The 26,691-nt window shown below is 72.7% G+C and carries 20 protein-coding genes and 1 pseudogene; 8 read left to right on the forward strand and 13 right to left on the reverse strand.

The features are described from left to right. Nucleotides 1–247 precede the first annotated feature (247 nt). Both HCN08_RS14100 and HCN08_RS14105 read right to left on the reverse strand, forming a co-directional pair. On the reverse strand, nucleotides 248–445 hold the full coding sequence (locus tag HCN08_RS14100) for a hypothetical protein (protein WP_167983385.1): 198 nt from the start codon (nucleotides 443–445) through the stop codon (nucleotides 248–250). Between the two features lie 309 nt (nucleotides 446–754). Then, nucleotides 755–1,006, reverse strand: a complete 252-nt coding sequence (locus HCN08_RS14105; RefSeq protein WP_167983386.1) for a hypothetical protein — start codon at nucleotides 1,004–1,006, stop codon at nucleotides 755–757. A 390-nt stretch (nucleotides 1,007–1,396) separates the two neighbouring features. Between HCN08_RS14105 and HCN08_RS14120 the strand changes: the two genes are divergently transcribed. Continuing rightward, a complete protein-coding gene (locus tag HCN08_RS14120; protein ID WP_167983387.1) occupies nucleotides 1,397–2,638 on the forward strand; it encodes an HNH endonuclease signature motif containing protein in 1,242 nt (413 codons plus the stop codon). Between the two features lie 88 nt (nucleotides 2,639–2,726). Here HCN08_RS14120 and HCN08_RS14125 read toward each other — a convergent pair whose 3' ends face one another. Together HCN08_RS14125 and htpG are read right to left on the reverse strand one after the other, a co-directional pair. Next, the gene (locus tag HCN08_RS14125) at nucleotides 2,727–4,004 is read right to left on the reverse strand and encodes a low temperature requirement protein A (protein ID WP_240970081.1); all 1,278 of its coding nucleotides are present in this window, start codon (nucleotides 4,002–4,004) and stop codon (nucleotides 2,727–2,729) included. 43 nt (nucleotides 4,005–4,047) lie between these two features. Continuing rightward, complete coding sequence (gene htpG / locus HCN08_RS14130) at nucleotides 4,048–5,997, reverse strand: molecular chaperone HtpG (RefSeq protein WP_167983388.1); 1,950 nt, start codon at nucleotides 5,995–5,997, stop codon at nucleotides 4,048–4,050. A gap of 428 nt (nucleotides 5,998–6,425) precedes the next feature. Here htpG and HCN08_RS14135 point away from each other — a divergent pair, with 428 nt between their 5' ends. After that, nucleotides 6,426–9,527: a S53 family peptidase gene (locus HCN08_RS14135; RefSeq protein ID WP_167983389.1), complete on the forward strand. Its 3,102-nt coding sequence runs from the start codon at nucleotides 6,426–6,428 to the stop codon at nucleotides 9,525–9,527. 90 nt (nucleotides 9,528–9,617) lie between these two features. On the opposite strand, the gene HCN08_RS14140 is transcribed toward HCN08_RS14135, so the two are convergent. Both HCN08_RS14140 and HCN08_RS14145 read right to left on the reverse strand, forming a co-directional pair. After that, nucleotides 9,618–10,571, reverse strand: a complete 954-nt coding sequence (locus HCN08_RS14140; protein ID WP_167983390.1) for a DUF5996 family protein — start codon at nucleotides 10,569–10,571, stop codon at nucleotides 9,618–9,620. Between the two features lie 144 nt (nucleotides 10,572–10,715). After that, nucleotides 10,716–12,557 (reverse strand): discoidin domain-containing protein, encoded by a 1,842-nt coding sequence (locus HCN08_RS14145; protein WP_206318773.1) that lies wholly within the window; start codon nucleotides 12,555–12,557, stop codon nucleotides 10,716–10,718. A gap of 451 nt (nucleotides 12,558–13,008) precedes the next feature. On the opposite strand from HCN08_RS14145, the gene HCN08_RS14150 reads away from it, so the two are divergent. Further along, entirely contained in the window at nucleotides 13,009–14,352 is a 1,344-nt protein-coding gene (locus HCN08_RS14150; RefSeq protein WP_407648766.1) for a L,D-transpeptidase, read from the forward strand. Nucleotides 14,353–15,129: 777 nt separating this feature from the next. Here the strand turns inward: HCN08_RS14150 and HCN08_RS36555 are convergent. The 3 genes and pseudogenes from HCN08_RS36555 to HCN08_RS14165 all read right to left on the reverse strand — a co-directional run. Beyond that, a pseudogene (locus HCN08_RS36555) lies at nucleotides 15,130–15,297 on the reverse strand (helix-turn-helix domain-containing protein); the annotation flags it as partial. Between the two features lie 45 nt (nucleotides 15,298–15,342). Next, a complete protein-coding gene (locus HCN08_RS14160) occupies nucleotides 15,343–15,594 on the reverse strand; it encodes a helix-turn-helix domain-containing protein (RefSeq protein ID WP_167983391.1) in 252 nt (83 codons plus the stop codon). Further along, nucleotides 15,591–16,064 carry an ATP-binding protein gene (locus HCN08_RS14165; protein WP_240970094.1) on the reverse strand — a complete coding sequence of 158 codons (474 nt, stop codon included), beginning with the start codon at nucleotides 16,062–16,064 and terminating at the stop codon, nucleotides 15,591–15,593. Before HCN08_RS14165 ends, HCN08_RS14160 begins: the two co-directional genes overlap by 4 nt. A 443-nt stretch (nucleotides 16,065–16,507) precedes the next feature. Here HCN08_RS14165 and HCN08_RS14170 point away from each other — a divergent pair, with 443 nt between their 5' ends. Further along, nucleotides 16,508–17,269, forward strand: coding sequence for a helix-turn-helix domain-containing protein (locus HCN08_RS14170; RefSeq protein ID WP_167983393.1), 762 nt, complete (start codon nucleotides 16,508–16,510; stop codon nucleotides 17,267–17,269). Nucleotides 17,270–17,397: 128 nt separating this feature from the next. On the opposite strand, the gene HCN08_RS14175 is transcribed toward HCN08_RS14170, so the two are convergent. Both HCN08_RS14175 and HCN08_RS14180 read right to left on the reverse strand, forming a co-directional pair. Then, complete coding sequence (locus HCN08_RS14175) at nucleotides 17,398–17,754, reverse strand: MmcQ/YjbR family DNA-binding protein (RefSeq protein ID WP_167983394.1); 357 nt, start codon at nucleotides 17,752–17,754, stop codon at nucleotides 17,398–17,400. A gap of 10 nt (nucleotides 17,755–17,764) precedes the next feature. Then, nucleotides 17,765–18,358: an alpha/beta hydrolase fold domain-containing protein gene (locus HCN08_RS14180; RefSeq protein ID WP_167983395.1), complete on the reverse strand. Its 594-nt coding sequence runs from the start codon at nucleotides 18,356–18,358 to the stop codon at nucleotides 17,765–17,767. Between HCN08_RS14180 and HCN08_RS14185 the strand changes: the two genes are divergently transcribed. Continuing rightward, entirely contained in the window at nucleotides 18,281–19,180 is a 900-nt protein-coding gene (locus HCN08_RS14185) for a LysR family transcriptional regulator (RefSeq protein ID WP_167983396.1), read from the forward strand. The genes HCN08_RS14180 and HCN08_RS14185 overlap by 78 nt on opposite strands. A gap of 251 nt (nucleotides 19,181–19,431) precedes the next feature. Here HCN08_RS14185 and HCN08_RS14190 read toward each other — a convergent pair whose 3' ends face one another. Then, nucleotides 19,432–20,184 carry an SDR family NAD(P)-dependent oxidoreductase gene (locus HCN08_RS14190; RefSeq protein ID WP_206318774.1) on the reverse strand — a complete coding sequence of 251 codons (753 nt, stop codon included), beginning with the start codon at nucleotides 20,182–20,184 and terminating at the stop codon, nucleotides 19,432–19,434. Between the two features lie 184 nt (nucleotides 20,185–20,368). Beyond that, nucleotides 20,369–21,247: a haloalkane dehalogenase gene (locus HCN08_RS14195; protein ID WP_167983397.1), complete on the reverse strand. Its 879-nt coding sequence runs from the start codon at nucleotides 21,245–21,247 to the stop codon at nucleotides 20,369–20,371. 151 nt (nucleotides 21,248–21,398) lie between these two features. Here HCN08_RS14195 and HCN08_RS14200 point away from each other — a divergent pair, with 151 nt between their 5' ends. From HCN08_RS14200 to HCN08_RS14210, 3 genes are all read left to right on the forward strand, one after another. Beyond that, nucleotides 21,399–21,857 (forward strand): MarR family winged helix-turn-helix transcriptional regulator, encoded by a 459-nt coding sequence (locus HCN08_RS14200; RefSeq protein WP_167983398.1) that lies wholly within the window; start codon nucleotides 21,399–21,401, stop codon nucleotides 21,855–21,857. A gap of 186 nt (nucleotides 21,858–22,043) precedes the next feature. Continuing rightward, nucleotides 22,044–22,796, forward strand: coding sequence for a hypothetical protein (locus HCN08_RS14205; protein ID WP_167983399.1), 753 nt, complete (start codon nucleotides 22,044–22,046; stop codon nucleotides 22,794–22,796). 174 nt (nucleotides 22,797–22,970) lie between these two features. After that, entirely contained in the window at nucleotides 22,971–26,615 is a 3,645-nt protein-coding gene (locus tag HCN08_RS14210) for a choice-of-anchor D domain-containing protein (RefSeq protein ID WP_240970083.1), read from the forward strand. The last annotated feature ends 76 nt before the right edge of the window (nucleotides 26,616–26,691 follow it).

Raw genomic sequence — 26,691 nt, forward strand, 5'->3', positions numbered from 1 at the left:
CGCAGGTGCGGACGTGCGCGGATGCGGGGCCGGTCACCGCGGGCGATCGGGCGGGCACGCGGAGTCCGGGAGCGGCGGCGCCGTGGCGTACCTCACGAAAAGCAGACAAACGGAACTTGTGGCTCCGGCCGGCCGTCTCCCCACAGGAGGCGGAACGAAAGGTGGCAGGGTCCGGCATGGGCGAGGCATGGGGCGGTGACCGGCGCTCGGCGGACGCGCGGGCGCCGTACCAGGTGCACGGTGACGGTCACGGCGGCGCTGATACGCAGCCGGGCGGGAAGGGCGGCAGCTCCAGGCGCGAGGGCAGGCTGGAGCTGAGCGTGCCGCAGGTCGCCGGGAGCGCGGTCGCCGCGGTCGTCGCCGCGAAGCTCGCCTCGAACCTCGGGGTGTACGGGACGATCGCCGGCGCGGGTGTCGTGAGCGTGCTCGGTACGTGCGGGGGCACGATCCTCCAGCACGTCTTCCGGCGCACCGGGCGCCGCGTCCAGGAGGTCGCGGTCCAGGCCCGCCCCGGCGTGCTGCGGGTCGTGAACCACGCCGGCCGGACGCGGCTGGACGAGGCCGCCGTACCGGAGCCCGGCCCGGACCCGGCCGGTACGGATGTGCTGCCGCCGGCCGCGGACCCTGCGGGGCCGTTCCGGGACGTGAACCGTACGGCTGCGCTGCGGGGCGCGGGCGGGGCGGCGCTCTTCCGCGAGGACGCCGGCGAGACGGCCGGCGGCGAGACCGCCGGCGAGAGCGCGCCCCACGCCGGCTACGGCGAGCCCACCGCGTACCGCGCCCGCCGGCGCGGCTGGAAGCGCCCGGTGGTCGCCGTCGCGCTGGCCTTCGGCCTCACGATGGGCGGGATCACCGCGTACGAGGCCCTCGCCGGCGAGAACATCAGCGGCCACGGCCACGGCACGACCATCGGCAACGCCCTGACCGGCAAGACCGGCTCCTCCCACCACGACACCCCCCAGCGCCCCACCACGCCGTCGCCCTCCACCACGCCGCGCCACGACACCCCCACACCTCGGCGCACCACCCCCCCCCCCCCCCCCCCCCCCCCCCCCCCCACCCCCCCCCCCCCCCTCCCCCCACCCCCCCCCCCCCCCCCCCCGCCCCCTCCACCCCCCCCCCCCCCCCCACCCCCACCCCCCCCCCCCCCAGCCCCCCCCCCCCCCGCCCCCCCCCACCCCCCCCCCCCCCCCCCCCCCCACCCCCCGGCCCCCCCCCCCCCCCCCCCCCCCCCCCCCCGACCCCCCCCCCCCCCCCCCGACCCCCCCCCCGCCGACGCCGACGCCGACCCCGACCCCGTCCCTCACCCCGACCGACGGCGCCACCGCCACCACCGCCCCCTGAGCCCGCGCCCGCGAGAGGCAGCGGTGTCAGTGGCCTCGCCTAGGGTTCGGGTATGGCGATGGCCGACATCAGCGCAGCCGAAATCCTCAAGGCGATCGGCGAATGCGACGCGCTCGGGCGCGAGGCGTTCCTGCGGCAGTACGGATTCGGGCCCGCGCGGCGGTACGTGCTCCGGTACGGCGGCCGGCTCTACGACTCGAAGGCGATCGTGGGGGTGGCCCACGGGTTCCTCCCCGGGCGGGAGCCGTTGACGCCGAACGCCTTCTCCGGAGGCGCGGACCACGCCGTCGCCGTGCTCCGGGCGCTCGGCTTCGAGGTCGTCGACGAGCAGGGGTTGGACGTCGGCCAGGGCGAACTGCTGGGCCGGATCAGGCGGTTGCGGGTCAACCGGGCCTCGGGACGGCCGCTGCTCCACCAGCCGATCACGCTGCTGTGGGCGATCGGACGGGCCCGGCGCGGCGAGCCGCGGCTGGTGCCGTGGGCGGAGACGGTGGACGTACTCGGCGGCCTGCTGTCGCGGCACGGCGCGCACGGTGAGCGGGCCCGGCCCGACTACCCGGTCGCCGCGCTGCACCGCGCGGGGCTGTGGGAGCTGCGCGGTCACGCGGGCACGGTCCCGAGCGCGCACGGCGACTCCGCGCTCCGGCAGTGGTTCGCCGACTCCGCGCCGGACGGCGGGCTCGTCGCTCCGGCGTACGACCTGCTGCGCCGCTCGGGCGGGACGCGCCTCGCGGTGGTCGACGCGCTGCTGGCCGGGTATTTCGAGAGCCTGGACGAGGCACCGCTGCTGCGCGAGGTCGGTTTGTACGACGAGGGGGTCGCGGACGACGCAGCCCCGGACGACGCCCGGCAGGCGGAGCCGGAAGCGGACGGCGACGCGGCGGCGCTGGCCGAGGTGGCGCGGGCGGCGCAGTACGACCGGCTCTGCCGGCTCGTCGAGCGGCGCGAGGCGGAGGGCCGGGGGCGGCGCGGCACCTCCGTCTCGCACGACCCCCTGCGCCTGGGCAGCGCCCGCAGGGCCGTCCTGTTGCGCAGCGACGGCAGGTGCGAGAACCCCGGCTGCACGGGGCAGCCCGCCGACGTCACGGCCGCCGGCCGGCCGATACTCGACGTCGACCACGTCGAGGACCTGGCCCTCGGCGGGCGGGACCACCCGAGCCAGATGGTCGCGCTGTGCCCCAACTGCCATGCCGTGAAGACTCGCGGCCGGACCCGGGAGCAGCTGCGCGCGGTGCTGCTCGCTGTCGCCCGCGAACAGCACGCCCGCGCCACCGGCGGCCGGCGGAACCCGTAGGCCGCGGGACCGGGGGCCGGCGGGACTCGCCGGGTCCGGCGGCGACGCCGGGCCTTCAGCCGCCCCCCCCCGTAGCCCCCGGCAACCCTCAGTGGGACTTCAGCTCCGCCAGCATGCGCCGCTGGTGCCGGTGGCCCACCGTCTCGAAGCCGATCACCGTCACGAAAGGCGCGAGGGTCAGGACGAGGAGGCAGGTGGGGATGGACGCGCCGGCTGCCGCGAGGCCCGCGGCGAGGACGAGGACGAGGAGGGTGAGGAGGATCAGCAGCAGGTGGAAGGGGTCGCGGGCGGAGAGCAGCAGGGTGTGCAGGAGGTACACCGTCAGGAGGAACAGGCCCACCGGGAGGACCAGGGCGAGGACGACCGCGGTCGTACCGATATGGGCCTCTTCCTCCAGGCTGAGGCCCGCGACGTGCAGGCCCGCGCCGGCGCCGGCGATGCCGAGGTAGACGGGGATGTGGCCGTAGCCGAAGAGGTAGCCGCGGGCGCGGCGGTGGACGAGGATGTCGCCGAAGGGCACCGCGAAGTACACCCACCACATGCCGAAGGTCAGGCCGACGCCGGCGATGACGACGGCCACCGCGTCCCACGTCCAGTGCGTGCCGTCCGCGCCGCCGAGCAGTTCGCCGGACGACGCGACGGTCCCGACGACGCCCTCCCCCAGCGTGATGATCGCGAAGAGGCTGTAGCGCTCGGCCACATGGTGCGGATGCCACGGCGTGCCGCCCGCGCCGCCCTGGCCCAGCACGGGCAGCAGCAACTCGAAGGCGCCGAGCACGCAGAAGGCGGTGAAGACGGCCGCGTCCGGGAGCCGTACGAAGGCGATCACGACCCAGCCGACCTGCGCGGTCACCGTCCAGCGGATGCTGGCCATGCCGACGTCGTGGAAGGGCGGCGACTCGCGGGCCGCGCGCCACCACTGGGCCACCATCGCCACCCGCATCACGACGTAGCCGATGACCATCGCCCGCAGTTCGAGGTGGTGGCCCTCGGCCACGGAGTGGAACATCGCGGGCAGGCCGAGGGCGAGGACGACGACGCCGATCATCTGGAGCATCGTCAGGACGCGGTAGAGCCAGTCGTCGGTGCCGAAGGCGGAGGCGAACCAGCTGAAGCTGATCCACGCCACGACGATCGCGAACATCGCCAGCAGGAACGCCACGACCGCCCTGCCGTACGAGCCGTGGGCGATCAGCTCGGCGAACTGCGAGGCGGCGGTGCCGACGGCGACGACGAAGGTGAGGTCGAAGAGCAGTTCGAGGGGGGACGAGACCCGGCCGTGCTCCGCCGGGTCCCGGCCGGTCATCGGGACCCGGCGGTGGGCGAGGCCGCCGCCGGAGCCGCTGGTGTCGTCGGGCGCGCTCATACCGAGCATCATCCCGCGCCGGCGGCCCCGGCGGCGTCACGGCTCACGCGTGCAGCGTGCGCTCCACGCGGTCGGCGACCAGGGACACGAACCGCGCCGGGTCCGGCAGTTCGCCGCCCTCCGCCAACAGGGCCATCGCGTGGACCAGTTCGGCGGTCTCGCCGAGCGCCGGGTCGTCGGGCCGGGCGGCGTGCGCGGAGTTGAGGCCGGCGATCAGCGGGTGCTTGGGGTTGACCTCCAGGATCCGCTTGACCTGCGGGACCTCCTGGCCCATGGCGCGGTAGATGTTCTCCAGCGCGGGCGTGATCGCGTCGGCGTCCGAGACGATGCACGCGGCCGACACCGTCAGCCGGGAGGAGAGCCGTACCTCCTTGACGGTGTCGCCCAGGTGCTCGGTCATCCAGCCGAGCAGGCCCGCGTACTCCTCCTGCTGCTTCTCCCGCTCCCCCGCCGCCTGTTCGGCGTCCTCGCCGCTGCCGGCCAGGTCCACCTCGCCCTTGGCGACCGACCGCAGCTGCTTGCCGTCGAAGCCGGGGACGACGTCGACCCACACCTCGTCGACCGGGTCGGTCAGCAGCAGCACCTCGATGCCCTTGGCGCGGAAGGCCTCCATGTGCGGGGAGTTCTCCACCGCCTGCCGGGACTCGCCGGTCAGGTAGTAGATGTGCTCCTGGCCCTCCTTCATCCGCGCGACGTAGTCGGCCAGCGTCGTCGGCCGGTCCTTGTCGTGGGTGGTGGCGAAGGTGGACGCGGCGAGGATGGCGTCGCGGTTCTCCGGGTCGCCGAGCAGGCCCTCCTTGAGCACCCGGCCGAACTCCCGCCAGAAGGTGGCGTACCGGTCGGGTGCGGCGGTCATCATCTCCTTGACCGTGGAGAGCACCTTCTTGGCGAGCCGGCGGTGCATGAGCTGGATCTGCCGGTCCTGCTGGAGGATTTCCCGCGAGACGTTGAGCGAGAGGTCCTGCGCGTCGACGACGCCCTTGACGAAGCGCAGATAGGACGGCATCAGCTCCTCGCAGTCGTCCATGATGAACACGCGCTTGACGTACAGCTGGACGCCGCGCTTGTAGCCCTGCATGAACAGGTCCTGCGGGGCGTGCGAGGGGATGAACAGCAGCGCCTGGTATTCGAAGGTGCCCTCCGCCTGGAGCCGGATGGTCTCCAGCGGGTCGACCCAGTCGTGGCTGATGTGCTTGTACAGCTCGTGGTATTCGGCGTCGCCGACCTCGTCGCGCGGCCGGGCCCACAGCGCCTTCATCGAGTTGAGCGTCTGCGGCTCGCCACTGCCCGCGCCCTCCTCGCCGTCCCCGCCGTCCGCGCCGTCCGCGCCCCCCGCCGGCTTCGGCTCGGCCATGCGGATCGGCCAGGTGATGAAGTCCGAGTAGCGCTTGACGATTTCGCGGATCTTCCAGCTCTGCGTGTAGTCGTGCAGCTGGTCCTCGGCGTCGGCCGGCTTGAGCTTGAGCTCGATCGAGGTGCCCTGCGGCGCGTCGTCGACCGTCTCGACGGTGTACGTGCCCTCGCCGCTGGACGACCAGCGCGTCCCGTGCGGCTCACCGGCCCGCCGGGTCAGCAGCGTGACCTCGTCGGCGACCATGAAGCTGGAGTAGAAGCCGACGCCGAACTGCCCGATGAGCTTCTCGCCGGCCGCGGTGTCGCCGGCCCGCTGCATCTCCTCCAGGAAGGCGGCGGTGCCCGACTTGGCGATGGTGCCGATGAGGTGGACGACCTCGTCGCGCGACATGCCGATGCCGTTGTCGCGCACGGTGAGCGTACGGGCCTCGCGGTCGGCCTCGATGGCGATGTGCAGGTCGGAGGTGTCGGCGCCGAGGGAGTCGTCGCGCAGCGCCTCAAGGCGCAGTTTGTCCAGCGCGTCGGAGGCGTTGGAGAGCAACTCCCGTAGGAAGACGTCCTTGTTGGAGTAGATCGAGTGGATCATCATCTGCAGAAGCTGGCGCGCTTCCACCTGGAACTCGAACGTCTCGGCAGACATGGCGGCGGATCCTTCTCCGTTCGGTAGGTGTGCGGTGTGTGTGACGCCTCCAGCACTGTAGATCACGCCGCGCGCCGTGTCGGGCGGATGAACGGCGGGCGACCCGGCAGCCGCGACCGGGCGGCCCCCGTCTAAAGAAAAGGTAATATCCGGCCCCCCTCCCCGGGCCGTTGTCAGACCTGGCTGATACACAGAACACCGTCGGTAGTCGAACGGTGAGCGGAGCATGAGTGCTCCGGTCCCCGGGCGGCGCCGCAGGGGGGAATCCAGGGGGGATTCACGCACGCCGCCGCCGTCCAGGGACGAGCGGGGAGCCGGTTGCCTGTGCCGTGCCGCCGTGTGCACACGGCCAGCCCTTTCGTACCCGAGTCCTCGCGGACGGCTTTCCGTGCGCGGGGCCGGGCTGTCCGTTCATGAAGGAGACGTGCATGGGCATATCCGCCCGCGACACAGCGTCGCGTGCCGAGGGGCCGGCGGCATCCGCGCCGTCCCGGCGGCGCCGCGCGCTGCCCGGCGGCGTGGTCGCCGCCACCGCGCTGGCGATGGTCGCCGCGATCGCCCCGCAGGCCATGGCCGACACCGCCACGACGCCGGCGCCGCAGCGCATCGGCGGCGCGCCGGTGCTGCCGCACGGTGCCGTGCGCACCGCGGCGCCCGCCGCCGGCACCGCGCTCGACCTGAGCGTGGTGCTCTCGCCGCGCGACCCGGCGGCGCTCACGAAGTTCATCGCCGACGTCTCGACGCCCGGCTCGCCGCTCTACCACCAGTACCTGAAGACCGGGCAGTTCCGCTCGGCCTTCGGTGCCACCGACGCCACCGTCGCCAAGGTGCGCGCCGCGCTCAAGGCCAAGGGCCTGACCGCGGGCGCGCTCGGCTCCGACGGGCTGACGCTGCCGGTGCACACCACGGTCGGGGCCGCGGGCAAGGCGTTCGACACCGGCTTCACGGGCTTCCGCGACCCGCAGGGCCGCGCGGGCATCAGCAACACCGAGGCGCCCGAGGTCCGCGGCGACGTGGCCGGCGCCATCACCGCGGTGACCGGCCTGACCACCACCGCCGCGGTGCACTCGCACCTCTCGGCGGTCACGAAGAAGTCGTTCGCCGCCGCCCCGCAGGCCGCCGGTACGGCCGTCGCGCCGCATATCAACGGCACCACGCCCGCGCTGTGCAGCGGGATCAAGAACGGCGTCGCCTCCATCGGCTGGAACGACACCCAGCAGTACTGGAGCCCCCGCTCGCTCGCCGGCGCGTACGGCATGGCCGACCAGCCGAACGTCGGCAGCGGCGTGACCGTGGGCATCTTCGAGCTGGAGAGCTTCAGCGCCAAGGACATCGCCGCCTACCAGTCCTGCTACGGCACGCATGTGGCCGTCAGCACGGTGAAGGTGGACGGCGGCGCGAAGGTCCCGGCGAACGCGGACCTGGGCATCGGCGCCGAGTCGGCGCTGGACATCGAGGACCTCATCGGGCTCGTCCCGCAGGCGTCGCTCGTCGTCTACCAGGGCCCCGACATCACGGACGCGCACGGCAACCCCGGCAACGTCACGTACCAGAACATCCTGGACGTCTACCAGAAGATGGTGACGGACAACCGGGCCCGCGTGCTGTCCACCAGCTGGGGCGGCTGCGAGCAGGACACCCCGCCGTCGTTCATGGCCGCGGAGAACGTGATCTTCCAGCAGGCCGCGGCGCAGGGCCAGACCGTCACGGCCGCCTCCGGCGACTTCGGCTCGTCCGACTGCATCGCCGACGGCACGACCAGCAGCGGCTCGCAGGCCGTGGACGACCCGGCGAGCCAGCCGTACGTGCTGGGCGTCGGCGGCACCACGATGACCGGCTCGGGCGGCTCGTACCAGAGCACCTGGAACAACTACCCCTCCGTGCGCGCCACCGGCGGCGGCGTGTCCACCTACGTCACGACGGACGCGGCGAGCGGCTTCCAGGCCGCCGCCAACGGCCCCGGCTACCAGAACCTGTGCGCCGCGCCCGCCGGCGAGAAGTGCCGGCAGGTGCCGGACGTGGCGGCGCTCGCCGACCCGGAGACCGGCTATCTGCTCGCGTACGGCCAGGAGTCGGACGGCGCCCAGGACTGGACCATCTTCGGCGGCACCTCCGGCGCCTCCCCGACGTGGGCGGCGCTGATCGCGCAGGCCGACCAGGACCTGACCTGCGCGGCCGACGGCTCGGTGGGCTGGACGCACCCGGCGCTCTACCAGCTGCCCTCGACGGCCTTCCGCGACATCACCACCGGCGACAACGAGGTGCCCAACTCCAACGGCCCGACGCCCGGTTACAACGCCGGCACCGGCTACGACCTCACCACAGGCCTCGGCACCCCGAAGGCCCGCAGCATCATCCCGGCGCTGTGCAAGGCGGTGCCGTCGTCCGCGGCGGGCACCTTCACCTCGGTGAACCCGGCCCGCATCCTGGACACCCGCGCGCACATCGGGGTGTCCACCACGACGCCGGTCAAGGCCAACAGCGCGGTCACCGTCCAGGTCACCGGCGTCGGCGGCGTCAACCCGCCGGCCGGCACCACCGTCACCTCGGTCGTGCTCAACACCACGGCGGTCGCCCCGACCACCGCGGGCCACCTGATCGCGTACCCCGACGGCTCGACGATGCCGGTCTCCTCCAACCTCAACTGGGTGGCCGGGCAGACCGTCCCGAACCTGGTTACGCTGCCGGTCGGCGCGGACGGCAAGGTCAAGCTGTACAACGCCAGCGGCGGCACGGTGCACTTCGTCGCCGACGTCTTCGGCTACTACTCGACGTCGACGGCCGGTGACACCTACCACCCGGTGGGCCCGAACCGCATCCTGGACACCCGCGCGCACATCGGGGTGCCCACCACGACGCCGGTCCAGGCGTACGGGACGCTGCCGGTGCAGATCGCCGGCGCCGGCGGGGTGCCGGCCACCGGTGCCAGCGCGGTCGTGCTGAACGTCACGGTCACCGCGCCCACCGCGTCCGGCCACCTGACCGCCTACCCGGACGGCACGCCCCAGCCGACCTCGTCCAACCTCAACTGGGTCAAGGGCGAGACCCGGCCGAACCAGGTCGTGGTGCCGATCGGCGCCGACGGCAAGATCGACCTGTACAACTTCGGCAGCACGTCGCACTTCGTGGCGGACGTCTCCGGCTACTACTCGGCCGACGCGACCGGTGCGTCGTTCCACTCGGCAGGTCCCAGCCGGCTGCTCGACACCCGGTACGGGATCGGCGCGCCGAAGGCCGCACCGCTGACCTCGGCCGCCGACCTGGCGCTCAACCTCAACGACGGCAACGTGCTCGCGAACGCCACGGCGGTCGTGCTCAACGTGACCGTCACCAACGGCACCAACACCAGTGTGCTGACGGTGTGGCCCGACGGGCGCGCCCGGCCGAGCGCGTCCAGCCTCAACTGGACGAAGAACGCGACCGTCGCCAACCTGGTCACCGTGCCGGTGATCGACGGCAAGGTCGACTTCCACGTCAACTACGGTTCCACCGCGGTGATCGCCGACGTGTTCGGCTACTTCACCAACTGAGCCGGCCGGCTCCGGCGGCCTGAGCGCCGCCCGGCCCCGCCTGCGCCCGTCATGGGCGCGGGCGGGGCCTTTTTCGTGTCGGCCCTCCCGTCAGCCGCCGGCCGCGGCGGCCAGTTCCGGGTCGGTGACGCCGCCGGGGCATTCGCGGCATTCGCCGCGGTGGTCCCAGCCGGTGAGTTCGGCGCCGGCGTGGTAGGCGCTGTCGTAGAAGTCCAGGACGGTCGCCCAGGGGTCGGCGGTGGCGCGGGCGTCGTCGTACATCAGCAGGGCGATGTGGCTGCCGCGGGCCTGCGACCAGGTGGCGGTCTGCGGGCGCAGCGGGCGGGCGGCCAGGCCCGGCGGCTCGGGGGCGGCGTAGGCGTAGAAGGCGGGGGCGGGGACGGTGTCGTCGCCGAACCAGAAGCCGGCGCTGATCACCTCGCGGGAGTACGCCTCCCGGGTGACGGGGTCGGCCGTGGGGGGCTGCGGGACCTCGCGCTCGGAGAAGCGGGTGACGGCGATGTCGAAGGTGTGCCAGAAGTGGTGGACCGGGCTGGTCTTCCCGGCGTAACCGGCGGCGTACGCCTCCAGGAGGAGGTTGACCTGGCTCAGCACCCGCCAGTAGCACCCGACCGCCGCCGGGTCGTACGTCCGGTGCTCGTGGTCCTCGGCGAAGGGCCGGCGCGCGTCGGGCAGGTCGTACGGGTACGGGTGCTGCGGCGCGGCGTCGATGCCGAGGGCGGCGAGCGCGGTGAGGGTGTCGCGGTAGAAGTCGGCGACGGAGCGGCCGGTGAGCGGGAAGGACACCGCGCGGCCGGCGAGGGTGCGCACGACGAGCTGGTGGGCGACGAAGTCGAAGTCGACGCAGAAGGCGTCGCCGCCGTTGACCGGGCCCATGGGGCGGGTCGTGATGCCCTGGCCGGTCAGGTGGAAGGGGACGTTCCACCAGTGGTTGCGGCGCGGGCTCGCGGCGAGCCGGATCTTGCCGACGACCTGCACGAAGCGGTGCAGCGTCTCCTTGGTCTCGCGCCAGTCCTCCAGCGCCAGCGCGGGAAAGAGCTCCACATCACCCTCCGGCTCGGCTCGTCGGCTTCCCGGCGAGGCCCGGCGGCCTCCCCGCCCCACCCTCGCCCAGGGAACGGCGGGCCGCCACCCCCGCCCGGCCGTTCGGGTGAGGGTGGCGGCGTGCGGCGCGGAGCCGGGCGGGGGTCAGGTGCCGTAGACCTGGAACTCCCACAGCGAGTAGCCGTACTGCGTGGTGCGGGCGGTGCCGTAGAGCCGGACGTAGCGGCCGGAGCCGCTGACGTTCAGGGTCTGGGTGCCGCCGGTGCCGGTCGTGGTGGAGTAGACGTTCGTCCAGTTGGTGCCGTCGTTCGAGGTCTGGATCTGGAACGACTTGCCCGCCGCGGTCTCCCAGTTCAGCACCACCTGGCTGATGGTGTGGCTGGCGCCGAGGTCGACCTGGAGCCACTGCGGGTCGCTGAAGGCGCTGGACCAGCGGGTGCCGGTGTTGCCGTCGACGGCCATGGGCGCGGTGAAGCTGTCGTTCTCGCTGGACGAGGCGGTCGCCGTCCTGCCCTGCGACAGCAGGGTGGCCTGGCCGGGCGGGTTGCCCGGGTCGCCGCCGCCGGACGTCGGGCTGCCGTACAGCGCGAGTTCGTACAGCGAGTTGCCGTAACTCGACGCTCTGGCGGTGGAGTAGACCCGGACGTATCTGGCGGTCGCGTTGAGGTTGGTGTCCTGGATGTCGGCCGGGCTGTTGTTGTTGCTGTAGACCGTCGTCCAGGTACTGCCGTTGGTGGACGTCTGTAGCTGGTAGGCGGACGACGCCGCCGCCTCCCAGGTCAGGGTCGCGTGGTTGAGGTTGTAGTTCTGGCCGAGGTCGACCTGCAGCCATTGCGGGTCGGAGAAGCCGCTGGACCAGCGGGTGGTCACGTCGCCGTCGGTGGCGTTGGACGCCGGGAACTGCGCGCTCTCGTTGGACGAGGACGTGGTCGGCTTGCCCTTGGCGATGTTCGCGCCGTGGTCGGGCGTCTTGTTGTAGACGGCGACGTAGTCGATGTTCATCTGGCCGCCGGAGACGGTGTTGGCGTTGGGGCCGCCACCGAAGGCCGCGGGGAAGCCGCCGCCGATCGCCAGGTCGAAGATGATGTAGAAGCTGTGGTCGACCGCGTTCGCCCAGGTCGCCGCGTCCACCTGGTTGGAGTTGATCGTGAAGTAGTTCGCGCCGTCGAGGTAGTAGCGGATCTGCTCGGGCGACGTCGACCGGTCGATCTCCACCGCGTAGGTGTGGTAGCCGGTCTGGCAGCCGGAGCAGGCGCGCTCGCCGCTGCCGATGCCGGTCGTCTCGTTGCAGGGGCCGCCGGAGCCGACACCGCAGTGCAGGGTGCCGAACAGCGAGCTGCGGCCGTTGATGTCCTCCAGGATGTCCACCTCGCCGGAGCCCGGCCAGGTGACGCCGACCCGCAGCGGGGCGCCGAGCATCCAGAACGCCGGCCAGTAGCCCGCGCCGTTGGTGGTGTTGACGTTCGGCTGCTGGATGGACGCCTGCATGCGCACGACGCCGCCGGGAGGCGCGCCGAAGCCGTCGGCCTGCGTCTCGACCCGGCCGGAGGTCCAGTTCGCGGCCGGGTCGCTGCCGGTGTGCAGGGCCCGCAGCACCAGGTGGCCGTTGCCGTCGGTGAAGACGTTGGCGGTGCTGTTGGTCATGGTCTCGATCTCGCCGGTGCCGAACGTCCAGCCGGCGCCGGCGTCGTAGCGCCAGGTGTCGGTGTTCAGCCCGGTGTTGGCGGGGCCGCTGAAGTCGTCGCTCCAGGTGGTCGTGAAACCGGCCGGTGCGGCGGGGACAGCGGCCGGCGCGGCGGCGGCCTGCGCGGCTGCGGGCTTGGCGGCGGCCGGCTTGGCGGCGGTGGGCGCGGCGGACGCCGGGCCCGAGCCCGCGAACGTCACGGCGGCCATCGCGGCGGCGGCCAGCAGCCCGACGCCGAACCGCCGGAACAGCCGCTGCGAGGGTTGCCGCGTACTGCCCCGATCACTACGTATGTCTCTCATGTCCGTTGTCGACATGGTGGACGTAACTCCTTCTCCTGCGTGGGGGGCGGTGCCGCGCGGGGCCGCAAGTGGCCTCGGCGCGTGCCGGGTTGGGTGGAGGTGAGAGCGCTCTCAGGGAGAGTCCCGTCCCCCTTCCGCGCTGTCAAGAGAACCGGCAACGTTTACGGAACGAAGGGGCGGCGCCGAACGTCCTGACGAGGGGGACCCCCTGGGGGCTCCTTGCGGGGGCCATCCGGATACGTCCCGGGGATCACGGGTACGTGCCTGGTTGGTGACAAGGAACGGGCGCCGGGCGGTGCCGGGCGGCGCCGGGACGGCGAAAAGCGCCCCCGGCCGGACCCCGGTGCGGTCGCGCACAGGAACGTGACGTATCAGTCATGCAACAGCCGCAACCGCGGACCGGGTATGCGGTCTCCTAGAGTGCGACCTTTGCGGAAATGGGGAGACACGAGTGATCACGGAGCAGACGGCGGCCGACGCCGCCAGCAGGGCGGAGGGAACCGGCGCCGACAACGGCCGGACGAACCGGGGCATACGGGGCGTCCAGGGGGTGTTCGGGGCGCGCGGGCGCCGGGCCAAGCGGGTCAGGCGGGGCATGGCGGCGCTCGCGGTCGGCGCGGTGCTGCTCGGCGCCGCGGCCTGCGGCGGTAACGCCGACGCGCACTCCGACAAGTCGGACGGCAAGGGCGGCTCGTCCGGCGGCGGCTCGTCCGCGGCGAGCGGCTCGCAGGCGACGGTGACGGTCGCGCCGGCCGACGGGGCGACCGATGTGGACACCGACGGCGCGCTCAAGGTCTCCGCCGCCAAGGGCAAGCTGACCACGGTCACGGTGAAGTCGAAGGACGGCACGGCGGTCGACGGCACCATATCCGCCGACGGCGCGAGCTGGACCCCCAAGTCCCACCTGCGCACCGACACCAAGTACACCGTCGCCGCCACGGCCACCGACTCCGACGGCAAGGCCACCACGACGCAGTCGGCCTTCACCACGCTCAACCCCGGTGACGCGCAGGCCAATTACGGCATCTTCAACGTCGAGGCGAACGCCACGTACGGCGTCGGCATGGAGGTGTCGATCCGCTTCAAGAAGCCGGTCACCAACCAGGCCGACGTACGGCACGCGGTCACCGTCACCGCCGAGCCCGACGTGCCCGTCGAGGGCCACTGGTTCAGCTCGCAGCGGCTGGACTTCCGGCCCGAGGCGTACTGGGCGCCGGGCACGAAGGTCACGCTGCACCTGCAGCTCGACGGCCTGAAGATGTCCAAGACGACCTACGGCAAGCAGTACAAGGACGTCACCTTCACCATCGGCCGCTCGCAGACCTCCGTCGCCGACAACAAGACGAAGATGCTGACGATCTACCGCGGCGGCAAGGTCTACCGGACGCTGCCGGCGAGCCTGGGCGACGCGGACCACACCACGTACAACGGCAAGATGGTGATCGAGGAGAAGGACCCGGTCGTGGACATGGACTCCCAGACCGTGGGCCTGGGCAACGCCTACCACATCCCGGACGTCCCGCACGGCATGCGGCTGTCCGACTCCGGCACCTTCGCGCACGGCAACTACTGGCGCCCCGCCTCGACCTTCGGCCACATCAACACCAGCCACGGCTGCGTCGGCCTGCACGACGTCAAGGGCGGCAAGGACCCGAGCACGCCGGCCGCGTGGTTCTACAACAACTCGCTCATCGGCGACGTGGTCACCGTCGTGAACTCGCCGGACAAGACGATCCAGCCCGACAACGGGCTCAACGGCTGGAACATGCCGTGGTCGCAGTGGGTCGAGCACTGAGCCCCCTGCCAGGCGCTCCCGCCCACGGCTGACGACCTCCCCGTCTGCTGCCGCGCACCGCAGGCCCCGGACCGCTTCGTGCGGGCCGGGGCCTGCGGTTTTTTGCGCGGGGGTGGGGCGGCACGGTCGGCCCGGCGGACTTCGTGCCGTGGGCGGTGTCCACCCGGAGCGTCGCGTCCCCTCATACGACGATCGATGGGGGAACCGTGTCTCATTCAGAATCTGAGATCTCAGCCGAACCGCCCATCGCGAGCCGGAAGTTGAGAGGCGATGGTGTGTATCAGGTCGAGGGTTTTTGCGGGTGGTAGGGCGATGTGTCGGATGCGGTCGAGGTGGAGGCGGAAGGTGGTCAGGTGGGCTCGGGTGTGGTGGACGTCGTCGGGCGCCGGGGTGCGGTCTGCCAGGACGGTGTCGAGGCGGGCGACTGAGGCGTGGGCGTAGAGCACGGTCTGCCCTGGGGTGGGGTGGGCGCCGGCGGTGAAGGGGATGGCCTAGAGCGTGACGTTGTCGCGTTCGGCGGCGGTCGTCAGGTGGCGCAGTTGGGCGTGGAGCACGGTGGGGCCGCCTAGTCTGGAGCTGGTCGGGCATGTGCGTCGTCGTGCTGACCCGCAGGCCGCGGGCGTGCCATTCCAGCTCGGCGATGTCGAGGGATGCCTGGGGCACGTCGCCGCGGAAGTCCTCCCACCAGCCGCGCGTGCGGTCGCCGCACATGGCCAGGAGCGCGTCGATCAGCGGCGGGTCCGTGCACCCGTACGCGCAGGCGATACGTCGTAGGCGCTGCGGGCTGACGCCGTGGCGGCCCGCCTCGGTGCTGGAGATCACCGTCCGCGTGGTGTCCAGCAGCACCGCCGCCGCCTGTGTGGAAAGCCCCGCCTCCTGGCACAACGCATGCAACTCCGCGCCCAGGCGCCGCTGGCGTGCAGTCGGGTTAGTCCTCGGCGGCACAGGGCCCCTTCCTGCGTGCCTCTCGTGTCGTGCGGGCGGGGGCGCCTATGGGGCGCTGGAACGCTTGCGTTCCAGAACGACGATCGGGCAGTTCAGCACGGCAGCGATCCTGAGAAGGTTCGCCGGAGTCGCGCTCCGCCACCCCGACTCGATCTCGCTCATCAACTGCTCAGAGATCCCCACGCACTCGGCAAGTGCCCGCTTGGTCAGGCCCGCCTTCTCCCGGGCCCACGTGACAGCCTCCGGCTCATGGTTCAGCGTGAGCGGACGCGTCCGCCTACGGCCGTGCGTCGTCATGACGGAACCAGCCCGTCCCGCCCACCGTGCACCAACTCGGCCCCGTCGCCGACATCACCGCACTCCGCCCACACCAACTTGCCCACGCCCTCACGACCGGCGACTCCCCAACGGCCACCCGTCAGGACGTCCACCAGGGCAAGGCCACGACCGGACTCCTCACACCCGGACACCTGCCGCAGTTGGGGCTCGGCCTCGCTGGCATCGTGCACCTCGATCCGCACACCGCCCCTGCGGCGCTCGAACCGCGTCTCGATGTGACGCCCCCGCGGCTCTCCCGCATGCCGAACCGCATTGCCGAATAGCTCGGAAAGGACCAGAACCGCGGAGTCCGTCACGTCGTCCGGCATGCCCCACTTCAGCAAGTGGAACCACAGGTCATCGCGGGCCCGCCGGGCATTCCTCGGGTCGTGCGTCCACCGACGGGCGACCACATCAGGACCCGCAGGGGCGTTCGGCACGGGCAGCATCACCGCGACTCCCCCTGAACCCCCAGGCCCGCCACAAAGGGCCGCACCACAGGAGAACGGCGCGCCCGCCCCGCAGACACGTCGTACTCAGGAACGAGCGCAGGCGCGCACACCGTACGCTCGCCGGCCGGCAGTTCACCGTGCCTGGCACGGTACCTGCCGACATCCAGCGGCCGACGCCGTAACCCCGTCGCATGAATCAACCGGACGATAGTCCGAATCACTGTCAGCGCTCCTCATAGCGTTGGCCACGCCCCCGGACCGGGCAGACGGTCGCGGGGGTCTCCTGCTTGTCACGCATGCGCCCGGTGTGGACACTGAGTGCGAGAGAACTATGTCGCCGCAATGACGCCCTGCGCGACGACACTTCTGGCGACACTGCGACGACAGACAGGGCGTCATTCCGGTGTCATTCCCGGCACCCGGAGAGCTACGGTGGACGCATGAGCGAACCAACGCCGAACAGCACGCTGCGAGCGGTCCGCATGGGGCTGCTCATGTCGCAGGACGAGTTCGCCCGGGCGCTGCGCGAGGCAGGACAGCGAGCGGGGGTGCCCAACGACGCGAACAAGCGGCTGGTCCAGCGATGGGAGAGCGGCAGCACGGCCGGGCCCCGCCCTCTGTACGCCCGCGCGCTGGAAGCAGTGACAGGGCTCCCCATAGAGTCACTGGGGTTTGCCGTACCGGTTCCCGAGGCGCGCGTTTCGGACGACGGACACGGAGGCCATGATCTTGCTCATGGTCCACGCGGGGTGCCGGTCCCCCTCGGCGATCGTGCGGCGCCCGCGACCAGAATGGGAACCTACAGCGGGGTATGGAGAAGCCGCTACGAGTACTACTCAAGCGGGCGTGAGGGAGAATTTACCGGAGTTCACTACGTCGTTGTTCTCCAGCATGGAAATCGACTTACGGTCCGCAGCATTCCCGCTTCGGCCGATTCAGAGCTGACCATGGACTTGACCGTAGACGGAAACGTCGTCACGGGTACTTGGGTAGAGCAAACTGGCCAGGCCGGCTACTACCGGGGCGCCCGATACCACGGAGCCATCCAGATGCTTGCCGAGCCCACCGGGCGCCGTATCGTCGGAAAGTGGGTGGGCTTCGGTAAAGAGATGGACGTCAATACGGGACCGTGGGAGCTGGTCTTCCAAGACGCATCGACCAACAAGGCCACACTTGCAAAGTACAGCAAGCCCGTAGAGTAATGAGGCTCCGGTTGACGGGGTGACCTACCAAGTCGCCCTGCACCACCGGAGCCCTGGCCGTCGGCCGGTGGGCCCGCAGTGCTCCGCAGGATGGCCTCGCCCACCTGGGCGTCGCCGTCCCTGCGTGCCTACGCGCCTGAGTCCTCCTCGGACCGTGCCGGCCGGACCGTGTCCGGTGGGGCGGTCTGGGTCCAGGAGTCGAGGAGGATGTCGCGGAGTTCGGTGAGGTCGTCGAGGGCGGCGAGGCGGGCGCGGACCCAGGAGGAGTGGGCCTCGTGCGGGGGGACCCAGAACTTCTCCGGTTCGGACGCGATGAGTTCGGCGCGCTCGTGGCGGGGGCAGCGGACGGCGAAGGAGGTGGCGTCGTCGGGGACGGTGACGAACATCCGGCCCGCGACGTGGAAGGTCGGGATGTTCCACAGCTCCTTCTCGGTCGTGAGGGGGAAGGAGAGCGCGATACGGCGTACGTCGTCGGCGTCGGGCATGGGGTGCAGGTTACCCAGCGGGTAGGACAGGGGCGCGCGGGACGAGGTCGCGCAGATCGGCGAACAGGCGCTCGTGGGCGGCTGCCGCCGCCGGGTCGGTGAGGTCCATGCCCTGGACGAAGCCGTGCGGCAGGCCCGGTTCGCGCCGCTGCCGTACGGGGACGCCGGCCACCGCGAGCCGAGCCGCGTACGCCTCGCCCTCGTCGCGCAGGGCGTCGTGCTCGGCGGTGACGGGCTGGGTCATGGGGGCGGGGCGGCGAAGGGCGGGCTCCGCCGCGAGGTGAGCGTAGGGCAGCGCACGCCGGGCCGCAGGCTGCCGGGGTCCGCGGATCCGGCGAGGTCCGGCGGGGCGCGGCGCCGCTCGGGCTCGAAGCCGGCGACGCGCGTACGGGGCTGCCGGCGCCCGGCGCCTAACGCCCACCGCCCGGCGACGTGTGTGTGGGGCGCCCGGCGATCGGTGCCGCACGGCGCGGAACACGTGCGGGTCCGGCGTGACAGTGGCGCGGGGGCGTGGTGGCATGGGCGGATGGAATTGCGGGAGCTGCGGGCGTTCGTCGCCGTCGTGGAGGAGGGCGGGCTGTCCGCGGCGGCGCGGCGGCTGCATGTGAGCCAGCCCGCGCTGTCGCAGACGGTGGGCGGGCTGGAGCGGCAGCTCGGGGTGAAGCTGCTGGTGCGGGGCAGCACCGGGGTGCGGGCGACCGAGGCGGGGACGGCGCTGCTGGGGGAGGCGCGGGCGGTGCTGGCTCGGTATGAGCAGGCGGTGCGGTCGATGGGCCGCTACACCGGGCCGGGCGGCGGGGCGCTGCGGGTGGGCGTCCCGCTGGAGCTGCCCGCCGGGCTGCTGGACCCCGCCGTCGCCGAGCTCGCGGCGGCGCACCCGGACACCCGCGTACAGGCCCGGCACTTGTCGACCGCGGAGCAGCTGGCGGCCTTGCAGGCCGGCGAGTTGGACGTCGGCTTCCTGCGGGAGCGGCCCCCGGGGCGGGAGTTCGACGCGCTGCCGGTCGTACGGGAGCGGCTGGGCGTACTGGTCGCGGTGGAGCGCGCGGCGGAACTCGCCGGCCCCGACGGCATCCGGCTGGACGCGCTCGCCGGCCTGGAGTGGGTGGGCTTCCCCCGTTCCGGCAGCCCCGCCTGGTACGACGAGCTGACCGCGGTGCTGCGCGGCCACGGCCTGGACCTCGGGCCCGAACCCCCACAGGGCCAGACCCTCATCGCCGACGTCAAGCTCGCCGCGGTCGCCTCCGGCCGCGCCTTCGCCCTCGCACCGCCCGGCTGGCAGCAGCCGCTCCCCGAGCACGTGACCTGGTCCCCGCTCGTCGGCCACCCCCTGGTCCGCCGCACCTGGGCCGTATGGCCGGCCGACTCGCACCGCCGCGACCTCGGCGTCTTCGTGGCCGCGCTGGACCGGTCGGCGAACGGCTGAGCGCACGCCTGAGCCCTCAGCGCTCATCCTCGGCGCTCATCCTCACCGCTCACCGCCCGCCACCCATCGCCGGCCGCCGACCGCACGGGGCCCGGGCCCCCGCCCGAGCCCCGGAGGCGCCTCGCCCGGGCCCCCCGCGGCCCTGCCCGAGGCCCCCGCCCGGCCCCCGGAGCCGCCGTCACCGCGGCGCCCCACCAGGCGTCCACCCGGCCGCCACCCCGCCCCGCGCCAGGCGCCAGGCACCCGCCCCCTCACACCGCCGTCCGCCCCCCGTCCACCGGCAGCACCGCCCCCTGCACAAAGCTCGCCGCCTCGCTGACCAGGTACCCGATCGCCGCCGCGATCTCCTCCGGCGCCGCGGGCCGGCCCGCGGGGGCCTGGGCGGCGAGGGCGTCGAGGGCGTCGCCCATCGCCGCGGTGCCCTCCGTCCGGGTCGGGCCGGGCTCGATCGCGTTGACGCGGACGCCGCGCGGGCCGAACTCCGCCGCCCAGGACTTCGTCAGCAGGTTGAGGGCCGCCTTGCTGGAGCCGTAGAGCGCCATGCCCGCGACGCCGTATTCGGCGACCATCGTGCTGACGTTGACGATCGCGCCGGTGCCGCGCGCGGCCATCGCCGGGGCGAGGGCGGCCACCAGGTGGAAGGGCGCCTTCACGTTCAGGTCGTAGACGGCGTCGACGTCCTCCTCGGTGGCCTGCGCGGTCGGGCCGAAGGGGAAGACGCCGGCGCTGTTGACCAGGATGTCCACCCGGCCGCCGCCCGCCTCGGCGGCCTCGCGCGCCAACCGCCGTACCGACGCGGTCTCGCCCAGGTCCGCCGGGAGGAAGTCGGCCTTGCCGCCGCGCGCCCGGATGCCGGCGACGACGGCCTCGCCGCGGGCCGGGTCGCGGCCGGCGACCAGGACGTGCGCGCCGCGGCCGGCGAGCAGTGCGGCGGTCGCGGCGCCGATGCCGCTGGTCGCGCCGGTCACCAGTGCCACCTGGCCGGTCAGTTCGTAGGAAGCCATGAGGTCCGTCCTTCGCTCGTGCTGGGGGCTCGTTCGCCGCGCCGCCCCTCCTGCCGGGGCGACGCATGTGCCAAGCGCCCGCCACCTGCGACGATTCCGGTCCGGCCATTGCGCTCCCCGATGGCCGCCATAAGCGGCGGCATGCGCCCCCGTAGCCCCCGTAGCCCCCGCGTCCCGGGACCCGTCACCCCAGCCCGTTCGCCCCCGCCCACTCCCGGACCGCCGCCGCGATCTCCTCCGGCCGGTCCTCCGTCGCGTGGTGCCCGGCCGCGCCGCACGGGGTGACGGTCAGGGCGGCGATGTGCGCGGCGCACCACTCGACCACGGGCGGGGTCACGGCCAGGGTGGGCGAGCCGGTGAAGGTCAGCAGGAGCTTGGGCACGTCGGGGCTGGCGGCGAGCCACGGCCCGAACGCCTCGATACGCGCGACGGTCTCGGCCGGTTCGCCGTCGAGCGGGAACTGCCGGGCCCAGGCCAGCAGCGGGCGGCGGCTCTCGACGGTCGGGTACGGGGCGAGGTACGCGTCGAGTGCGGGCCCGGTGAGCGGGGTCAGGACCGCGCCGGAGTAGGCGGTGCGGATCAGCGGGACGTCGCCGGCGATCATCTGCTCGCCGGCCCCGGGGGTGCGCAGCATACGGGTGCGCTCACGGGCCTGCGGGCTCAGTTCGTCGCTGCTCAGCGGCTTGACGAAGGTCTCGAAGAAGGCGGTACCGGCGACGCCGTCCGGATGCCGGGCGGCCCGGTCGAGGGCCAGGACCCCGCCCCAGTCGTGGCCCACCAGGACGACGTCCCGCAGGCCGAGCGCGTCGAAGAAGGCGTCCAGGTAGCGGGCGTGGTCGGCGAAGGAGTAGGCGAGGTCGGGCTTGCCGGAGCGGCCCATGCCGATCAGGTCGGGGACGACGATCCGCCGCTCCCCGCCCGGGTCCAGCGCCGGGGCGACCTCCCGCCAGGTGTGGGAGGAGCCGGGGTTGCCGTGCAGCAGGACGTACGTGGGGCCGGGCGCCGAAGCGGAGCCGTGCTCCTCGTAGAAGAGCGTCGAGTCGAGGACGTCGATGGTGGGCATGGAGGCGGGACCTCGCGTTCCGGGGAAGGGGGTACAGGCGCGGGTGAGCCCGGCAAAGCTGCTCACCCGACGAGCATGAGACCGACTAACGTTCGTCGCACTAACGAAGCTATATCGTTCGTCCCCCTAACGCAATGGCTACACTCCCCCCATGGCCGCCGACTCCCCCCACCCCCGCCCCGACCGGCTGCGCGCCCTGCCCAGCCGCCTGCTGGGCCTGGCCTCCATGCGGGCCGACCGGCTGATCGGGGACGGGCTCGCGGCGGTCGGGGCGCGCAAGTGGCATTACGCGGTGCTCGCCACGCTCCAGGAGTACGGCCCCGCCAGCCAGTCCGAGCTGAGCCGACGGTCCGGGATCTACCGCAGCGACATGGTCGCGGTGCTCAACCTGCTCGCGGACGAGGGCCACGTCGAGCGGACACCCGACCCCGCCGACCGGCGGCGCAACGTCATCACGATCACCGAGAGCGGAAGGCGCCGGCTGGCGCACCTGGACGCGCTGCTCGCCGACCTGCAGAAGCAGTTGCTCGCCCCGCTGGACGAGCACGAGCGCGGCGAACTGGTCCGGCTGCTGCGGAAGTTGACCGGGCGCGAGGACGAGGAGATGTGACGGCGCACCGCCCGCAGCCCCGCACCGCCGCGCAGCCCGCACAGCCCGCACAGCCCGCACAGCCCCGCACCGCCCCGCACCGCCCGCGCAGCCCCGCAGCGCCGAACGGACCCACGGCGTACGGTCGTTCGTAGCGCCGCCGGATCCGCGTCGGGGCGGTGCGGACGCCGGTGCGAGGAGCGGGCCGTGATATCGGAACCGGAACTGACGGGCGGGCCGGGCGAGGAGCCCGCCGAGGTGATCGCCGATCCCGCCGCCGGCGCCCTCTCCGGCGGACCGGGCCGGCGGCCGTGGGTGTGGGCGGTGGGCGGCGCGGTCGTGGCGTCCGCCCTGTGGGGCGCGGGGCTGCGGCTGTGGGACGCGCAGCACGGCGGCGGCCCCGACCTGCACGGTTACGTCCTCGGTGACAGCCCGTGCGCGGGCGGCACGCTGGGCCCGCTGACGAGCGCGCTGCACGCGACGGACACCGCCGTGATCGCGCCCACCGCGGCCCGGCTCGGCAAGGCGCTGGACCAGGCGCGCTGCACGCTGGAGATCTACGCGCCGGACCCGCAGACCGGCAGCCTCGACCGCTTCCAGGTCTCCGTCGCGATCGACCTGCACAAACGCACCGACCCGCGGCGGGAGTTCGAGGACCAGGCGGGCCTGGACCCGCAGACCCTGACGCCCGCGGTCGCGGTGCGCGAGGTCGCCGGGCTCGGGGACGAGGCGGTCGCGCAGACCGTCAGCCGGCAGCGCGAGGAGCTGCATGTCCTGCACGGCGGCGCGGTGTTCAGCCTGACGCTCACCGGATACGCGGCAGGCGCCGTCTCCGAGGACACCCTCGGCGCCCTGCACGGCGGCCCGCGCACCGCCGCCTCCGACGTCGCCCGCTTCGAGCCGGCCATGGTGGGCGCGATGCGCAATGTGATGAAGGGCCAGCAGAAGACGGCCCGTTAGCGGGGCCGGGCCGCATCACCGATACAACGCAGAATCTTGCGCAAGAAAGTTACTTTCTCGCAATGATGAGCGCGGATATTGCGGACCGGTGTCCGCGACATTACGGTGCCCCTTGCGTCGACGCTCCATCCCCCACCTGACACGGAGCCCGCTCCGGGTCGAAAGGAGCACGTGATGTTCCGCATGCCCCCCATCCCCCCAGGTCGCAGAAGGCGGCAGCGCCCGCCGGGCGGCTCGGACCGCCCCGGCCGCACGAGCCTGAAGCGCGCGGTCGCCGTCGTCGGCAGCACCGCCCTGCTCACCGGTGGCGGCATGCTCGCGCTGAGCGCCACTCCCGCGTACGCCGCCGCGACCGGCGGCAGCGGCGCGAGCCTGCCGTACGTCGAGGTCCAGGCGGAGAACTCCAGCACCAACGGCACGGTGATCGGCCCCAGTTGGGCCGCGGGCCAGCTCGCCGACGAGGCGTCGTACCGCAAGGCGGTCACGCTGTCGGGCAGCGGCAAGTACGTCACCTTCACCACGCCGGTGGCGACCAACTCCATCGACTTCCGCTACAGCATCCCGGACACCTCGGGCGGCTCGGTCTACACCGCGCCGCTGTCGTTCTCGATCGGCGGCGCCGCGCAGCCGGATTTCACGCTGACCAACGCCTACAGCTGGTACTACGGCAGCTACCCGTTCACCAACTCGCCCGGCAGCAACCCGCACCACTTCTACGACGAGCTGCACCGGCTGCTGCCGCAGACGTATCCCGCGGGCACCACCTTCACCCTCCAGGTGCCCTCCGGCGGGACGACCACGACGATCGACTTCGCCGACTTCGAGAACGTCGGCGCCGCCCTCCCGCAGCCGTCCGGCTCGGTGTCGGTCACCAGCAAGGGCGCCGACGCCACCGGCGCCGCCGACTCCACAGCGGCCTTCAACGCGGCCATCGCGGCGGCCGGTTCCGGCGGCACGGTGTGGATCCCGCCGGGCACCTTCAAGATCCCCGGGCACATCACGGTCAACAACGTCACCGTCGCCGGCGCCGGCATGTGGTACTCGACGGTGACCGGCGCCGCCCCCGGCTTCTTCGGCCTCGGCGAGCCCGACAGCTGCGGGGTCGGCGGCAACAGGGGCGTCAGCAGCAACGTCCACCTGTCCAACTTCGCCATCTTCGGCCAGGTCGGCACCCGCAACGACTGCGACCAGGTCAACGGCATCGGCGGCGCGCTCAGCAACTCCTCGGTCTCCAGCGTGTGGATCGACCATATGAAGGTCGGCGCCTGGCTGGACGGCCCGATGGACAAGCTGACGCTCAGCGGCCTGCGTATCCGCGACACCACCGCCGACGGCATCAACTTCCACGGCGGGGTGACCAACTCCACGATCACCAACAGCGAGATCCGCAACACCGGTGACGACGGCATCGCCACCTGGGCGGACTCCGCGCTCGGCGCCGACGCCAACGACACGATCTCCCACAACACCGTCGAGACGCAGATCCTCGCCAACGGCATCGCGATCTACGGCGGCCACGACAACACCGTCAGCGGCAACCTGGTGCAGGACACCGGTCTCGCGCAGGGCGGCGGCATCCACGTCGGCCAGCGCTTCACCTCCACGCCGGTCGGCACGACGAACATCACCGACAACACCATCGTGCGGGCCGGCAGCCTCGACCCGAACTGGCAGTTCGGCGTCGGCGCACTGTGGTTCGACGGCAGCCAGGGCGCCATCACCGGCCCGATCAACGTCAGCAACGCGCTGATCCAGCAGAGCCCTTACGAGGCCGTGCAGTGGGTCGAGGGCACCGTCAGCGGGGTCAACCTCAACAACGTGACGATCGCCGGCACCGGCACCTTCGCGCTCCAGGAACAGACCGGCGGCGCCGCGAAGTTCACCAACGTCACCGCGACCGGCGTCGGCGCGTCCACGCCCGTCTACTCGTGCGAGGGCGGCAACTTCGCCGTCACCGACGGCGGCGGCAACTCCGGCATCACCGGCACCCCGTTCTGCGGCGGCTGGCCCACGCCGAACTTCCCGCCGTACCCGGCCAGCGGCGTCACCACGACCCCGGGCGCGCTCAACTTCGGCTCGGTGGCGACCGGTTCGACCAGCGCCGCGCAGACCGTGACCGTCTCCAACCCGACCGGCTCGGCCGCCGCGGTCTCCGCGCTGTCCACCACCGGTGACTTCGCGCAGACCAACACCTGCGGCAACTCGGTGCCGGCGAACGGCTCCTGCACCGTGAGCGTGACCTTCAAGCCGACCGCGGCCGGGCAGCGCACCGGGACGCTCACCGTCACCGCGGGCGGCAACACCAGCACCGTCTCGCTGAGCGGCACCGGCACCGCACCCGGGCCGGTGCTCAACACCAACCCGGCGAGCCTGTCCTTCCCGAGCACGGTCGTCGGCGCGAGCGCGGCCTCGCAGACGGTGACCGTCACCAACTCCGGGACCACCGCGGCGAGCGTCTCGTCGGTCGCGGCGACGGGTGACTTCACCCAGACCAACACCTGCTCCTCGCTCGCCGTCGGCGCGTCCTGCACGGTCACGGTGACCTTCAAGCCGACCACCGGCGGCACCCGCAACGGCACCCTGACGATCACCAGCAACGCCAACAACAGCCCCACCACGGTGGGCCTGAGCGGCGCCGGCATCGACAGCAGCACCGACGTCGCGGCCGGCCACCCGGCCACCGCGAGCTCCACCAACGGCACCTTCGCGCCCGGCAACGTCACCGACGCGGACCCGAGCACGTACTGGGAGAGCGCCAACGGCTCCTTCCCGCAGTGGGTGCAGGTCGACCTCGGCCAGAACACAAGCGTCGGCAAGGTGACGTTGAAGCTGCCGCCGTCCACGGCGTGGGCGACCCGCAGCGAGACGCTGTCCGTGCTCGGCTCGACGGACGGCAACTCCTTCGCGACGCTGTCGCCGTCCGCGGCGCGCACCTTCGACCCGAGCGCCAACAACAACACGGTGACCATCACCTTCAACGCGGCCACCGCCCGCTACGTCCGGATCAACATCACGGCCAACTCCGGCTGGTCGGCCGGGCAGTTGTCGGCGCTCCAGGTCTTCCCGGCCGGCGGCGGCACCAGCCCGTCCTCGGCGACGCTGGCGACCGACCCGTCCTCGCTCACCTTCGCCTCGCAGGCGCCCGGCACCACCAGCGGCGCGCAGAACGTGACGGTGACCAACACCGGTACGGCCGCGGCCTCGATCACCTCGGTCACGACCTCGGGCGACTTCTCGCAGACCAACACCTGCGGCTCCTCGCTCGCGGCGAACGCCAGCTGCACCGTCGCGGTGAAGTTCGCCCCGACCGCGGCCGGCGCCCGCTCCGGCACCCTCACCATCGCCGGCAACGCGACCAACAGCCCCACCACGGTGGCCCTTTCCGGCACCGGCACGGGCAGCGCCACCACCAACCTGGCGGCCGGCCGGCCGACCAGCGAGTCCAGCCACACCGACGTCTACCCCTCGTCCAACCTGACCGACGGCAACCAGGCCAGCTACTGGGAGAGCGCCAACAACGCCTTCCCGCAGTGGGCCCAGGTCGACCTCGGCTCGGCGGCGAGCATCAGCAAGGTCGTCCTCCAGCTCCCGGCGAACTGGGGCTCGCGCAACGAGACCCTCACCGTCGACGGCAGCACGAACGGCTCCTCCTTCAGCACCCTGAAGGCGTCGGCCTCCTACGCCTTCACCCCCGGCGCGAACAACACCGTGACGATCACCTTCCCGGCCGCCACGGCCCGCTACGTCCGCGTCACCATCACCTCCAACGACGGCTGGCCGGCCGGCCAGTTGTCCGAACTGCAGGTCTGGAACGCCTGACCGCCTGACGCGTTCCCCCTGCCGACAGGCCCAGTGCCGCCGGGTGCCCCGCACGCACCCGGCGGCACTGCGCGTT

The organism is Actinacidiphila epipremni (assembly GCF_012034175.1).
Taxonomy (GTDB): Bacteria; Actinomycetota; Actinomycetes; order Streptomycetales; family Streptomycetaceae; genus Actinacidiphila; species Actinacidiphila epipremni.

Coding starts and splice junctions, on each gene's coding strand:
- HCN08_RS14125 (WP_240970081.1), bottom strand. CDS start 4,004: ATGAGCGCGCCCGACGACACCAGCGGCTCCGGCGGCGGCCTCGCCCAC.
- HCN08_RS14170 (WP_167983393.1), top strand. CDS start 16,508: ATGAGCGAACCAACGCCGAACAGCACGCTGCGAGCGGTCCGCATGGGG.
- HCN08_RS14210 (WP_240970083.1), top strand. CDS start 22,971: ATGTTCCGCATGCCCCCCATCCCCCCAGGTCGCAGAAGGCGGCAGCGC.
- HCN08_RS14190 (WP_206318774.1), bottom strand. CDS start 20,184: ATGGCTTCCTACGAACTGACCGGCCAGGTGGCACTGGTGACCGGCGCG.
- HCN08_RS14145 (WP_206318773.1), bottom strand. CDS start 12,557: ATGAGAGACATACGTAGTGATCGGGGCAGTACGCGGCAACCCTCGCAG.
- htpG (WP_167983388.1), bottom strand. CDS start 5,997: ATGTCTGCCGAGACGTTCGAGTTCCAGGTGGAAGCGCGCCAGCTTCTG.
- HCN08_RS14200 (WP_167983398.1), top strand. CDS start 21,399: ATGGCCGCCGACTCCCCCCACCCCCGCCCCGACCGGCTGCGCGCCCTG.
- HCN08_RS14165 (WP_240970094.1), bottom strand. CDS start 16,064: ATGCTGCCCGTGCCGAACGCCCCTGCGGGTCCTGATGTGGTCGCCCGT.
- HCN08_RS14185 (WP_167983396.1), top strand. CDS start 18,281: ATGGAATTGCGGGAGCTGCGGGCGTTCGTCGCCGTCGTGGAGGAGGGC.
- HCN08_RS14160 (WP_167983391.1), bottom strand. CDS start 15,594: ATGACGACGCACGGCCGTAGGCGGACGCGTCCGCTCACGCTGAACCAT.
- HCN08_RS14175 (WP_167983394.1), bottom strand. CDS start 17,754: ATGCCCGACGCCGACGACGTACGCCGTATCGCGCTCTCCTTCCCCCTC.
- HCN08_RS14120 (WP_167983387.1), top strand. CDS start 1,397: ATGGCGATGGCCGACATCAGCGCAGCCGAAATCCTCAAGGCGATCGGC.
- HCN08_RS14195 (WP_167983397.1), bottom strand. CDS start 21,247: ATGCCCACCATCGACGTCCTCGACTCGACGCTCTTCTACGAGGAGCAC.
- HCN08_RS14180 (WP_167983395.1), bottom strand. CDS start 18,358: ATGCAGCCGCCGCGCCGCCGCGGACAGCCCGCCCTCCTCCACGACGGC.
- HCN08_RS14135 (WP_167983389.1), top strand. CDS start 6,426: ATGGGCATATCCGCCCGCGACACAGCGTCGCGTGCCGAGGGGCCGGCG.